Raw genomic sequence first — 13,768 nt, 5'->3', positions numbered from 1 at the left:
TCGCTTCCGGTCCTCCCGGCGGGAGGCGCGCAGCATTGACACTCAACCGAGCAACCTGGTCAGTGTGCCATACGGGGCGCGGGCCTGGCCAATCGAGCCGGGAATCCTACCCCGAGCGAGCGAGTACTCAAACGCGGCCGCGCATCCGGCGGAGCCGAGGGCCTCACGGACCTGCCGGAACTCCCCGTACGGGCCCCTCGGCGTGTTCCCGGTGCGCGAACCCGTGTCCTGACCGGGCAACCCTGCCGCCCCGATCCCCGTCTACTCCCCCGCGGGCAGGGCTCGACCGGCCGACGGCCCGCGCGAAGATCCAGGGAGTACGCAGGACAGGGCGGCCGTTCGCCCGCTGCGGGGGAAGCGGGACGGACGGGGTGCGTGGCGTGGTGGATCGGACTGTGCCGTCCCGGATACGGCTGCCCCGGCGCACCCTCCTCCTCGCGGCCGCCGCGACCGCCGCCACCGCCGGATGCGCCGTGCCGGCTCCGCGGCGGCACGGTCCGGTGCCGGACCCTGCCCCGGGGCTGGCCATAGCGAGCGGTCGGCGGGCGCTGCTGATGCAGGTGCTGGCCCACCCCGACGACGACCTGTACCTGATGAACCCGGACACCCGGCAGGCCCTCGACGCCGGGACCCCCGTGGTCTGCGTCTATCTCACCGCGGGCGACGCCGACGGCCTCAACAAGGTTCCCGGGGCCCCGCGGCCGAAACCCGACCATGCCGCGTACGTCTCCTCCCGCCACCAGGGCCTGCGCCAGGCGTACGCCGAGCTGCTCGGGCTCGACCGGTTCACCCCGTGGCAGAGGTCGGTGCTCACCCTGCGCGGCGGCCACCAGGCCGAGCGGGACGTCCTGGCCGACGGGGCCCGCCGGGTCGAGCTGGTCTTCCTGAACACCGCGATGCACACCGGGCGCGGCCGCCTCGGGCTGCCCGGCCTCTGGGAGGACCGGCGGCTGGTGCTGCGTACCGTCGTCGCCGACGACTCCCCCTTGCAGAAGGCCGGTTCGTATACGTACGAGTCCCTGATCGACGTCCTCGTCGGGCTGCTGGAGCGGTACCGGCCGACTCTCGTGCACACCCTCGACCCGGACCCCGACCTCCGGGACAGCAGTGAGTACGAGCGCCTCCGGGACAGCGAGCAGCGCGGGTACTCCGACCACGCGGACCACACCCCGGCCGGGTGCTTCGCCTGGGCGGCCCTGATCCGCTGGGTGGCGGCGGCGACGGGGCGCGGGGAGCCGGTGCCCGGGTTCGCCGTCGCCTCCTTCCGGGGCTACTACAACCACCACTGGCCCAAGAACCTGCCGCCGGAGGTGCTGGAGCGCAAGGCCGCCCACCTCGTCCCGTACGGCGGCGCGCCCGACTGGGAGTGCGGCAACCCCTCCGGCTGCGGCGACTACAACATCGGCGGCGACCGGCCACTGGCCAGCCGCAAGGGCTGGGTGCGCTCCACCCACCACCGCTACCCGGGACCCCGGGCCCAGGTCGTCTCCGGGGCGGACGGCCGGCTCACCGTCTACGGGGTGCTGGGGCTGCGCGCCGCCCGGTGGCGGGAGAGCGCGCCCGGCAGCGGGGTCATGGACGCGCCGGACGACCTCGGCGGCGGTCCGCTCGCCCCGGTGCTGGGTTCGGCGGCGACGGCGGACGGACGGCACCTGTTGTTCGGGCTGCGGTTCGCGGCGCTCGCCGGGCACGGCTCGGACAACGACCGCGAGATCGTGCTGCTGGAGCAGCGCTCGCCGGGTGGCCCCTTCCGCGCGTGGCAGGGGCTCGGCAACCCGGCCACCGGCGGCGACCACGGACGCCGCGTCGGCGTGCCCGTCGCCGTCGCCGCCCCGGACGGCCGCGTCCACCTCTTCGTACGGAACGCGGAGAAGGGGCTGAGCACCCGGGTCCGGGACGCGGACACCGGACGCTGGAGCGGGTGGCGGGATCTCGGCGGCGGCGAGGTGCAGGACGGTCCGACGGCGGTCGTGGACGCGGCCGGGAGCGTCCACGTGTACGCGGCCGGGCACCATGCCGTGCACCACTGGACCCAGGACGCCCCGGACACGGACGTCACCGCCCGTACCCAGCTCACCGACTTCCCCCTCCCCGCGCACGCGCCGGGCGCACTCCCCGCGCCCGACGGGTCCGTGGAGCTGTACTACCGGCCGGCCGCGCGGGAGCGGCTCGTCGCCGTGCGGGCCGACCGCGCACCCGCGCCCCGCTTCGGCGGGTACGGTCCGGTGACCGCCGCCGCCTCGCCGGGCGGCCCGGTCCTGCTCGGCCGTTCCGCGGCGGGCCGGATCCAGCTGCGGACCGCCGGGGGCACCGCCGTACGGTCCCGGGGTCCGGTCGCCCTGGACGGCGTCGCCCTCCACCTCGGCGCGGCGGGCGGACGGCCCGCCGTCGTGGGGTTCGGGCCGGACGCGGCGCCCTGGGTGTGGCGTCCGTAGCAGCGGAGAGTTTCGGCCCAACTCCCGCCCCATAACACCGTGTTATGCCCAAACGTTAGTACCCCGGCCTCGTCGCGCTCCGGCACCCTGTTGCCCACCATCCCCCACGGACACGCACACCCCAGCGTGTCGCGCGAAACGAGGAATCATGCGTATATCCAGGCTCGTGCCCGCTGCCGCCGCCGCAGCGGCCTGTGTCCTCGCCCTCTTCGCACCGTCCGCCTCGGCCGCTCCCGAGGCCCCGCTCCAGGACGCCCCGCCCCCGACCACCCAGATCATCGGCGGCGGCTACGCCCAGAACGCGCCCTGGGCCGCCCGTCTCTTCTCGAACGGCAGAGAGACCTGTTCGGCGACGATCATCGCGCCGACCTGGATCCTCACCGCCAAGCACTGCGTCACCGGCGGCGGCCTGTCGTTCCGCATCGGCAGCCTCGACCAGCACAGCGGCGGTGTGGTCGCGAACGGCGCCCAGACCTACACCCACAGCTCGGACCTGGCCCTGGTCCGGCTGGACCGCTCGGTGCAGGCCACGTACTCCCGTCTCGGCCAGCCCGGCTCGGTGCGGGTCGGGCAGGGCGTGCAGGTCTGGGGCTGGGGCGCCACCTCGCAGTGCGGCTCCGAGGCCAACTGCCAGTCCCGCTACCTGAAGGTCGCCAACGTGACGGTCACCGGCGGCTGCGGTGACGCGTACGGCGGCTCGGCGATCTGCGCCCGCCGCGGCGACGGCATCACCGCCGGCGGCGACTCCGGCGGCCCGATGACGGCGAACGGCATCCAGGTCGGCGTCGCCTCCACCAGCGACCGGCAGACCACCACCGCGTACACGAACGTCACCGCGTACCGGTCCTGGATCCAGTCGATCGCGGGCGTCTGACCGACCCCACCACCCGGGGCGGCGGGCACCTGACGGACCCGCCGTCCCCGTGAACCGTAGGGCCCCCTTACCTCGCCGCCCTGAGGTACCGGGGCCCTACACCCATCCCTGGTCCTTCGCTATCCGCACGGCGTCGACGAGGGTGCGGGCGTGGAGCTTCCCGACCGCCGACGAGAGCCTGTTGCGGACGGTTCCCACGCTGAGGAACAGGTCGGCGGCGATCTCCCGGGAGTGCGCCCCGCCGGCGGCCAGCCGGAGGGCCTCGGCCTCCTTGTCGGTGAGCGGGCCGGGGTCTGCCCGCTCCTCACCGCGCATCCGGGAGTCGATGACCCGGCCACCCCCGGCGACCCGCCGGATGGCGTCGGCGGTCCGCGCCGGGGTGGTGCTCTTGAGCAGATATCCGGCGGCCCCGGCGGCCAGAGCCCGGCGCAGATGCCCTGGGCGGTCGAGCGCGGTGAGCATCAGCACCCGGCAGGCGGGCAGCCGTTCCACGAGGCCGGCGGCGACCGTGATCCCGTCCGCCCCGGGCAGATCGATGTCGAGCAGCACGACGTCCGGGCCCAGCCTCTCCGCCGCGGCGAACGCGGCGGGACCGTCCGCGGCCTGGCCGACCACCTCGATGCCCAGTTCGGCCGTCAGGAGCGCCGTCAGCCCTGACCGCACCACGTCATGGTCGTCGACCACCAGCACCGTGATCACGGACCTTATTGCCGCAGGCCGCCCGGGTCCTCCGGGCGGCTTCGGAGACCAGCACGCACGGTCCGGGCGGCGGGCGTTCACGTACCCGGTGCGGACCGGTCCGCACCGGTGTGCCGCGGTTCCGGGCCCCGGAACGGCGGCACACCCGTGTCACACGGTGGGCAGAGCCTTCTCCCACGGAGCGAGCTCGTCGTCCGGCCTCATATCCCGCCCGGCGGAGTAGGCGGATGATCCGACCCGGACCTCCAGCCGGTGGGAGGAGAAGAGAAGGAACTTCCGCCTGCTGAGGGTCGCCTTCCCGGAGAAGACCCGGGAGAGGAACGATCCGACATCACCGACGGCCACACCGTCGAAGGTCCAGTCGTCCAGCAGGATCCGCACCGACTCCGCGTCCGGCGCCCCTCCCATGAGGCCGATGTACACATCGGACCCGGCGAGCATGCCGTCCCGGTCCGCGAACCAGCTGCCGTGGTCGGCCTCGCGCTGCTCGAACGCGGTGTTCCGAGCGCCGCAGGCGGCCAGCGCCTCCTCGGCCAGGGTCACCGCAAGCGTCTTCCGTCCGTGCACGTGAGTCATGACAAGAACCTCCCCACTCTCCAGTCCCCATGCCGATTCCTGCCGAACTTGACCTGGAAGACCGTGCGGGCCCTCTTGATGCCGAGCACCTTCTTGAGTCCGACCGCGCTCCAGCCGATGCCGTAGCTCTTCCTGTCGAAGAGTCCCTGGCGTCCGCGGTGGACGTCTCCGAAGAGCCTGCTGCGCCGGCCGAAGAACCTGTCGTTGTTCCAGGACGCCCATCCGTCGCGCACGGCGGGCCGGGCCCCGGCCCCGTGACCCCGGCGGCTCCGCACACGGCGAAGGGCCCCGCACCTCTTTCGAGGTGCGGGGCCCTTCTTGCGGCTCAGTGAGCCACCAGGTCCAAGGACCAAGCAGAAACTACTTGATGATCTTGGTGACCTGGCCGGCGCCCACGGTCCGGCCACCCTCACGGATGGCGAACTTCAGGCCCTCTTCCATGGCGACCGGCTGGATCAGCGCGACGTCCATGAGGGTGTTGTCACCCGGCATGACCATCTCGGTGCCCTCGGGAAGGGTCACAACGCCCGTCACGTCCGTGGTACGGAAGTAGAACTGCGGGCGGTAGTTGTTGAAGAACGGGGTGTGACGGCCACCCTCGTCCTTCGACAGGATGTAGGACTGCGCCTGGAACTCGGTGTGCGGCGTGACCGAGCCGGGCTTGATGATGACCTGGCCGCGCTCGACGTCCTCGCGCTTGATGCCACGGAGGAGCAGACCGACGTTCTCACCGGCCTGGCCCTCGTCGAGCAGCTTGCGGAACATCTCGATGCCGGTGACCGTGGTGGTGGTCTTCTCGGTCTTGATACCGACGATGTCGACGGTCTCGTTGACCTTCAGGACACCACGCTCGATGCGGCCGGTGACGACCGTACCGCGACCGGTGATCGTGAAGACGTCCTCGATCGGCATGAGGAACGGCTTCTCGACGTCACGCTCGGGCTGCGGGATGGACTCGTCGACGGCCTTCATCAGGTCGAGGACGGTCTGGCCCCACTCCTTGTCGCCCTCAAGAGCCTTGAGCGCCGAGACCTTGACGACCGGAAGGTCGTCGCCCGGGAACTCGTACTCGGAGAGGAGCTCACGGACCTCGAGCTCGACGAGCTCCAGGATCTCCTCGTCGTCCACCATGTCGGCCTTGTTCAGGGCGACGACGATGTAGGGGACGCCGACCTGGCGGGCCAGGAGGACGTGCTCCTTCGTCTGCGGCATCGGGCCGTCGGTGGCCGCGACCACGAGGATGGCGCCGTCCATCTGCGCCGCACCCGTGATCATGTTCTTGATGTAGTCCGCGTGACCGGGGCAGTCGACGTGCGCGTAGTGACGCGACTCCGTCTGGTACTCGACGTGCGCGATGGAGATGGTGATACCGCGCTGGCGCTCTTCGGGAGCCTTGTCGATCTGGTCGAAGGCCGAGGCCTCGTTCAGGTCCGGGTACGCGTCGTGCAGCACCTTGGTAATGGCGGCCGTGAGGGTCGTCTTACCGTGGTCGATGTGACCGATGGTGCCGATGTTGACGTGCGGCTTAGTCCGCTCGAACTTTGCCTTCGCCACTGGGGTCCTCCTGAGTGGTTCTGTACGCCTTGCTTCATCGGCGCCAGGTGATCTTTGCTGGGGTGCCGGCGCCGGGGGCATTCCGCACAGTGCTGACGCGCTGTGCGGAATGCCCGCCCGGCTCCGGTGACAAGCCTAAAGCGTGAGCTCGGGAGAGTTACTCGCCCTTGGCCTTCGCGATGATCTCCTCGGCGACGTTCCGCGGAACCTCGGCGTAGGAGTCGAACTGCATCGAGTAGCTTGCGCGACCCGAGGTCTTGCTGCGGAGGTCTCCGACGTAGCCGAACATCTCCGAGAGGGGCACGAGGCCCTTCACGACGCGAGCGCCGCTGCGCTCCTCCATGGCCTGGATCTGGCCACGGCGGGAGTTGAGGTCGCCGATGACATCGCCCATGTAGTCCTCGGGCGTGGTGACCTCGACGGCCATCATCGGCTCCAGGAGCACGGGAGAGGCCTTGCGGGCACCCTCCTTGAACGCCTGCGAACCGGCGATCTTGAAGGCGAGCTCCGAGGAGTCGACCTCGTGGTAACCACCGTCGAGAAGGGTGACGCGGACGCCGACCATCTCGTAACCGGCCAGGATGCCGAACTGCATGGCTTCCTGAGCACCCGCGTCCACCGAGGGAATGTACTCACGGGGGATGCGGCCACCGGTGACCTTGTTGACGAACTCGTACGACGCGTCGCCACCCTCGATGGGCTCAAGGGCGATCTGCACCTTCGCGAACTGGCCGGTACCACCAGTCTGCTTCTTGTGCGTGAAGTCGATGCGCTCGACGGCCTTGCGAATCGTCTCGCGGTACGCGACCTGGGGCTTGCCGACGTTCGCCTCGACGCGGAACTCGCGCTTCATGCGGTCGACGAGCACCTCGAGGTGAAGCTCGCCCATACCACCGATGATGGTCTGGCCGGTCTCCTCGTCGGAGTGCACCTGGAAGGAGGGGTCCTCCTCCGAGAGGCGCTGGATGGCGACACCCAGCTTCTCCTGGTCACCCTTGGACTTCGGCTCGATGGCGACCTGAATGACCGGCGCCGGGAAGTCCATGGACTCCAGGATGACCGGGTTCTTGTCGTCGCACAGCGTCTCACCGGTGGTGGTCTGCTTGAGACCCATGACGGCGATGATGTCGCCGGCGCCCACCGATGCGATCTCCTCACGCTTGTTCGCGTGCATGCGGTAGATCTTGCCGATGCGCTCCTTCTTGCCCTTGACGGAGTTCAGCACCGCGGTGCCGGCCTCCAGGCGACCGGAGTAGATCCGGACGAAGGTGAGCTTGCCCAGGTGCGGGTCGCTCGCGATCTTGAACGCCAGGCCGGAGAACGGCTCGTCGTCCGAGGGCTTGCGCTGGATGACCTTCTCCGGGTCCTTCACGTCGTGGCCCTCGATGGCCTCGACGTCCAGGGGGGAAGGCAGGTAGCGCACGACCGCGTCGAGCAGGGGCTGGACGCCCTTGTTCTTGAACGCGGTGCCACAGAACACCGGGGTGACGGTGACGGAGTCGGCACTGCCCTTCGACGCCAGCGTGATGCGACGGATCGCCTCGTGCAGCTGCTCCTCGGTGGGCTCGGTGCCCTCCAGGTACAGCTCCATCATGTCGTCGTCGTTCTCGGCCACGGCCTCCAGGAGCTTGCCGCGCCACTCGGCGGCCGACTCCTTGAGGTTGTCCGGGATCTCGACGGTGTTGTACATCTCGCCCTTGGCGGCCTCTTCGGGGTACACGAAGGCCTTCATCGACACGAGGTCGACGACGCCGGTGAAGTCCGCTTCGGCGCCAATGGGGAGCTGCATGACGATCGGGGTCGCGCCGAGGCGGTCGATGATCATCTGGACGCAACGGAAGAAGTCGGCACCGGTGCGGTCGAGCTTGTTGACGAAGCAGATACGCGGCACGCCGTAGCGGTCCGCCTGACGCCAGACGGTCTCGGACTGCGGCTCGACGCCGGCCACACCGTCGAACACGGTGACGGCGCCGTCGAGGACGCGGAGCGAACGCTCCACCTCGACGGTGAAGTCGACGTGACCCGGGGTGTCGATGATGTTGATGGTGTGGTCAACATCATTGAGCGGCCAGTGGCAGGTCGTCGCGGCGGACGTGATCGTGATGCCGCGCTCCTGCTCCTGCTCCATCCAGTCCATCGTGGCAGCGCCGTCGTGGACTTCACCGATCTTGTAGCTCACACCGGTGTAGAAGAGGATCCGCTCAGTGGTGGTCGTCTTCCCCGCGTCGATGTGGGCCATGATCCCAATGTTGCGGACCTTGGCCAGGTCAAGCGAAGTGGTGGCCATAAGGCTCAATCTTCTCTCGGTCTCGATGGGGGTAGCGACTACCAGCGGTAGTGCGCGAAGGCCTTGTTGGACTCGGCCATCTTGTGGGTGTCCTCACGCTTCTTGACCGCAGCGCCGAGGCCGTTGGAGGCGTCGAGCAGCTCGTTCATGAGGCGTTCGGTCATGGTCTTCTCGCGGCGGGCGCGGGAGTAACCGACGAGCCAGCGCAGAGCGAGGGTGGAGGCGCGACCGGGCTTGACCTCGATCGGCACCTGGTAGGTGGCGCCACCGACACGGCGGGACTTGACCTCGAGCGAGGGCTTGACGTTCTCAAGCGCGCGCTTCAGCGTGATGACCGGGTCGTTGCCGGTCTTCTCGCGGAGGCCTTCCATGGCGCCGTACACGATCCGCTCGGCGGTGGAACGCTTGCCGTCGAGGAGGATCTTGTTGATCAGCGAGGTGACAAGAGGAGAGCTGTAGACCGGGTCGATGATGACCGGGCGCTTCGGGGCGGGGCCCTTACGAGGCATTCTTACTTCTCCTTCTTGGCGCCGTAGCGGCTGCGGGCCTGCTTGCGGTTCTTGACACCCTGGGTGTCAAGGGAGCCGCGGATGATCTTGTAACGAACACCCGGCAGGTCCTTCACACGGCCACCACGCACGAGCACGATGGAGTGCTCCTGCAGGTTGTGTCCCTCACCCGGGATGTAGGCCGTGACCTCGATGCCGGAGGTCAGACGCACACGCGCGACCTTACGGAGCGCCGAGTTCGGCTTCTTCGGGGTGGTCGTGAACACACGCGTGCAGACGCCACGCCGCTGGGGCGAGCCCTCGAGCGCGGGCGTCTTGTTCTTCTCGACCTTGTCCTGCCGGCCCTTCCGGACCAGCTGCTGGATCGTAGGCACTACTTCTCCGGTTTCTGTGTGCCGTTCGTGAAACTAACCTGGAACATCGCCGACCCACGCGGTCGGGTGTGTCGAATACTGCGGACTTCCGCCCCCAGGGCGTTCGTCGGCACAGATTGCGGTGGCTACTGACGGACTCGCGATGCGGTTGAGGACACGCACCCGAGCCCAGGCACACCCCAGGCACAAGGCTTGAGCGTACCTACCTCACGGAGCTGGGTCAAAACAAATGCTGTCCACGCCGACACGCCGGGGCGTCGGAGCCCTCCGGCCGAAGGCGAAGACCACCCGCGTCCGCCCGTACGCGCAGGTCCGCGCCCCGGAAGGCCCACCGCCCGCCACCCGGCCGCGTCCGGGCCCCCCAGGGCCACTCAGGGCCCGGCAAAGCCCCGCCCCGCACACGCCGGAGGGCGGTCACCCCGTATGTCACGGGGTGACCGCCCTCCGGTCGTTTCAAGCGGCAAGCACTCGCCTACTGGTTGTACGGACCGTAGTCGTAGTCCTCCAGCGGGACGGCCTGGCCGGAGCCGGTGCCGAACGGCGAGTAGTCGATGTCGTCGTAGCCGACGGCCGAGTACATCGCGGCCTTGGCCTCCTCGGTCGGCTCGACCCGGATGTTGCGGTAGCGGGACAGACCCGTACCGGCCGGGATGAGCTTACCGATGATGACGTTCTCCTTGAGGCCGATCAGGGAGTCCGACTTGGCGTTGATCGCCGCGTCGGTGAGGACCCTGGTCGTCTCCTGGAAGGACGCCGCCGACAGCCACGACTCGGTGGCGAGCGAGGCCTTGGTGATACCCATCAGCTGCGGACGGCCGGAGGCGGGGTGACCGCCCTCGGTGACCACACGACGGTTCTCGGTCTCGAACTTCGACCGCTCGACCAGCTCGCCCGGAAGCAGCTCCGCGTCGCCGGACTCGATGATCGTCACGCGGCGGAGCATCTGCCGGATGATGATCTCGATGTGCTTGTCGTGGATCGACACGCCCTGCGAGTTGTAGACCTTCTGGACTTCGCCGACCAGGTGGACCTGGACCGCACGCTGGCCGAGGATGCGCAGCACGTCGTGCGGGTTGGTCGCACCGACGGTGAGCTTCTGGCCCACCTCGACCGGGTCGCCCTCGCCCACGAGCAGACGGGCACGCTTCGAGATCGGGAACGGCGTCTCGTCGCTGCCGTCGTCCGGGGTGACGACGAGCTTCTTGGTCTTCTCGGTCTCCTCGATCCGCACGCGGCCCTTGGCCTCGGAGATCGGGGCGACACCCTTGGGCGTACGGGCTTCGAAGAGCTCGACGACTCGGGGCAGACCCTGGGTGATGTCGTCACCGGCCACACCACCGGTGTGGAAGGTACGCATCGTCAGCTGGGTGCCGGGCTCGCCGATGGACTGGGCGGCGATGATGCCGACCGCCTCACCGATGTCGACCAGCTTGCCGGTGGCGAGCGAGCGTCCGTAGCAGAAGGCACAGGTGCCGACCGCGGACTCACAGGTCAGGACCGAGCGGGTCTTGACCTCCTCGACGCCGGCGCCCACCAGGGCGTCGATCAGGACGTCACCGAGGTCGACGTTGGCAGGCGCGATGACCTTGCCGTCGATGACGACGTCCTCGGCGAGCATGCGGGCGTAGACCGAGGTCTCGACGTCCTCCGTCTTGCGGAGCACGCCGTCGGCGCCCTTGACCGCGATCTTCAGCTTGAGGCCGCGGTCGGTGCCGCAGTCCTCCTCGCGAATGATCACGTCCTGCGAGACGTCCACCAGACGACGGGTCAGGTAACCCGAGTCGGCGGTACGCAGGGCGGTGTCCGCCAGACCCTTACGGGCACCGTGCGTGGAGATGAAGTACTCCAGAACGGTGAGACCCTCGCGGAAGGACGCCTTGATGGGACGGGGGATCGTCTCGTTCTTGGCGTTCGACACCAGACCACGCATACCCGCGATCTGACGCATCTGCATCATGTTTCCTCGGGCGCCCGAGTCGACCATCATGAAGATGGGGTTCGTCTTCGGGAAGTTCGCGTTCATCGCCTCGGCAACCTCGTTGGTCGCCTTGGTCCAGATCGCGATGAGCTCCTGCGTGCGCTCGTCCTTGGTGATGAGACCGCGCTCGTACTGCTTCTGGACCTTCTCGTCCTGCTCCTCGTAGCCCCTGACGATGGCCTTCTTGGCCTCGGGCACGACGATGTCGGAGACGGCCACGGTGACGCCCGAACGGGTCGCCCAGTGGAAGCCCGCCGCCTTCAGGTTGTCGAGCGTCGCCGCCACGATGACCTTGGGGTAGCGCTCGGCCAGGTCGTTGACGATCTCGGAGAGCTGCTTCTTGCCCACCGAGTAGTCGACGAACGGGTAGTCCTCGGGCAGCAGCTCGTTGAAGAGCGCGCGGCCCAGGCTGGTCCGCAGCCGGAAGGTGTCGCCGGGCTGGTACTCCGGCTCACCCTCCTCGGCGACCGGCGGCACCCAGCCACGCGGCGGCATGGTGCCGACCGGGAAGCGGATGTCGACCTTCGCCTGGAGCGACAGCTCGCGGGCGTCGAAGGCCATGGTGGCCTCGGCCGTGGAGCCGAACGCGCGGTCCGTGCCCTTGACGTTGCGGCCCTCTTCGTCCGTGGTGAGGAAGAAGAGACCCAGCACCATGTCCTGGGTCGGCATGGTGACGGGACGACCGTCGGCCGGCTTCAGGATGTTGTTCGAGGACAGCATCAGGATGCGGGCCTCGGCCTGCGCCTCCGCGGAGAGCGGCAGGTGCACGGCCATCTGGTCACCGTCGAAGTCCGCGTTGAACGCGGTGCAGACGAGCGGGTGGATCTGGATGGCCTTGCCCTCGACCAGCTGCGGCTCGAAGGCCTGGATGCCCAGGCGGTGCAGGGTGGGCGCACGGTTCAGCAGCACCGGGTGCTCGGCGATGACCTCTTCGAGGACGTCGTACACGACGGTGCGGCCACGCTCGACCATGCGCTTGGCCGACTTGATGTTCTGCGCGTGGTTCAGGTCCACCAGGCGCTTCATCACGAACGGCTTGAAGAGCTCCAGCGCCATCGCCTTCGGCAGACCGCACTGGTGCAGCTTGAGCTGCGGACCGACGACGATCACGGAACGCGCGGAGTAGTCCACGCGCTTGCCGAGGAGGTTCTGACGGAAACGACCCTGCTTGCCCTTGAGCATGTCGCTCAGGGACTTCAGGGGCCGGTTGCCGGGACCGGTGACCGGGCGACCGCGGCGGCCGTTGTCGAACAGCGCGTCGACGGCCTCCTGCAGCATCCGCTTCTCGTTGTTCACGATGATCTCGGGGGCGCCGAGGTCGAGGAGACGCTTGAGGCGGTTGTTGCGGTTGATCACACGGCGGTACAGGTCGTTCAGGTCGGAGGTCGCGAAGCGGCCACCGTCCAGCTGCACCATCGGACGCAGGTCCGGCGGGATGACCGGCACGCAGTCGAGCACCATGCCCTTGGGCTTGTTGCTGGTCTGCAGGAACGCGGAGACGACCTTGAGGCGCTTGAGCGCACGGGTCTTCTTCTGGCCCTTGCCGGTACGGATGATCTCGCGGAGGCGCTCGGCCTCCTCGTCGAGGTCGAAGGACTCCAGGCGCTTCTGGAGCGCCGCGGCGCCCATGCAGCCGTCGAAGTACGTGCCGAAGCGGTCACGCAGCTCGCGGTAGAGCAGCTCGTCGCCCTCCAGGTCCTGGACCTTGAGGTTCTTGAAGCGGCTCCACACCTCGTCGAGGCGGTCGATCTCGCGCTGCGCACGGTCGCGCAGCTGCTTCATCTCACGCTCGGCGCCTTCGCGCACCTTGCGGCGCACGTCCGCCTTGGCGCCCTCGGCCTCCAGCTCGGCCAGGTCGGTCTCGAGCTTCTTGGCGCGGGCCTCCAGGTCGGAGTCACGGCGGTTCTCGGTCTGCTGGCGCTCGACGGAGACGTGCGCCTCCAGGGACGGCAGGTCGCGGGTACGACGCTCCTCGTCCACGAACGTGATCATGTACGCGGCGAAGTAGATGACCTTTTCCAGGTCCTTCGGCGCGAGGTCCAGCAGGTATCCGAGGCGCGAGGGAACGCCCTTGAAGTACCAGATGTGGGTGACGGGAGCGGCAAGCTCGATGTGGCCCATCCGCTCACGACGCACCTTGGCGCGAGTGACCTCGACGCCGCAGCGCTCACAGATGATGCCCTTGAAGCGGACACGCTTGTACTTGCCGCAGTAGCACTCCCAGTCCCGGGTCGGACCGAAGATCTTCTCGCAGAAGAGTCCGTCCTTCTCGGGCTTGAGCGTGCGGTAGTTGATGGTCTCCGGCTTCTTCACTTCGCCGTGCGACCAGGTCCGGATGTCGTCCGCGGTGGCAAGGCCGATCCGCAGCTCGTCGAAGAAGTTGACGTCGAGCACTTGTCGTCAATCCCTCTTTCGGGGTCTCGTCAAAATCAATGGTCTGAACGGGTCCGGGGAGGGCCGGCCGCCTCGGGATGAGGCGGCC

General features: G+C 68.8%; 10 protein-coding genes. 2 read left to right on the top strand and 8 right to left on the bottom strand.

What is annotated here, in order from left to right:
* Positions 1-413: 413 nt before the first annotated feature.
* Complete coding sequence (locus tag AB0F29_RS18635; protein WP_361873670.1) at positions 414-2,435, top strand: PIG-L family deacetylase; 2,022 nt, start codon at positions 414-416, stop codon at positions 2,433-2,435.
* A gap of 148 nt (positions 2,436-2,583) precedes the next feature.
* Positions 2,584-3,309, top strand: a complete 726-nt coding sequence (locus AB0F29_RS18630; RefSeq protein WP_228922362.1) for a trypsin-like serine protease — start codon at positions 2,584-2,586, stop codon at positions 3,307-3,309.
* 96 nt (positions 3,310-3,405) lie between these two features.
* Here AB0F29_RS18630 and AB0F29_RS18625 read toward each other — a convergent pair whose 3' ends face one another.
* The 8 genes from AB0F29_RS18625 to AB0F29_RS18590 all read right to left on the bottom strand — a co-directional run bounded on the left by AB0F29_RS18625 (position 3,406) and on the right by AB0F29_RS18590 (position 13,680).
* A complete protein-coding gene (locus AB0F29_RS18625) occupies positions 3,406-4,008 on the bottom strand; it encodes a response regulator transcription factor (RefSeq protein ID WP_361873343.1) in 603 nt (200 codons plus the stop codon).
* A 150-nt stretch (positions 4,009-4,158) separates the two neighbouring features.
* Positions 4,159-4,584: a hypothetical protein gene (locus tag AB0F29_RS18620; protein ID WP_361873341.1), complete on the bottom strand. Its 426-nt coding sequence runs from the start codon at positions 4,582-4,584 to the stop codon at positions 4,159-4,161.
* On the bottom strand, positions 4,581-4,817 hold the full coding sequence (locus tag AB0F29_RS18615; protein WP_361873339.1) for a hypothetical protein: 237 nt from the start codon (positions 4,815-4,817) through the stop codon (positions 4,581-4,583). Before AB0F29_RS18615 ends, AB0F29_RS18620 begins: the two co-directional genes overlap by 4 nt.
* Before the next feature lie 127 nt (positions 4,818-4,944).
* Positions 4,945-6,138 (bottom strand): elongation factor Tu, encoded by a 1,194-nt coding sequence (tuf, locus tag AB0F29_RS18610; RefSeq protein ID WP_018960199.1) that lies wholly within the window; start codon positions 6,136-6,138, stop codon positions 4,945-4,947.
* Between the two features lie 157 nt (positions 6,139-6,295).
* Positions 6,296-8,425, bottom strand: coding sequence for an elongation factor G (fusA, locus tag AB0F29_RS18605; RefSeq protein ID WP_018960198.1), 2,130 nt, complete (start codon positions 8,423-8,425; stop codon positions 6,296-6,298).
* A gap of 38 nt (positions 8,426-8,463) precedes the next feature.
* Complete coding sequence (gene rpsG / locus AB0F29_RS18600; protein WP_007445917.1) at positions 8,464-8,934, bottom strand: 30S ribosomal protein S7; 471 nt, start codon at positions 8,932-8,934, stop codon at positions 8,464-8,466.
* Positions 8,935-8,936: 2 nt separating this feature from the next.
* Positions 8,937-9,308, bottom strand: a complete 372-nt coding sequence (rpsL, locus tag AB0F29_RS18595) for a 30S ribosomal protein S12 (protein ID WP_003948652.1) — start codon at positions 9,306-9,308, stop codon at positions 8,937-8,939.
* 472 nt (positions 9,309-9,780) lie between these two features.
* Entirely contained in the window at positions 9,781-13,680 is a 3,900-nt protein-coding gene (locus AB0F29_RS18590; protein WP_361873336.1) for a DNA-directed RNA polymerase subunit beta', read from the bottom strand.
* Between the last annotated feature and the right edge of the window lie 88 nt (positions 13,681-13,768).

The organism is Streptomyces sp. NPDC026589 (assembly GCF_040638385.1).
GTDB lineage: Bacteria > Actinomycetota > Actinomycetes > Streptomycetales > Streptomycetaceae > Streptomyces.
This window is presented reverse-complemented; position numbering and strand designations above follow the sequence as displayed.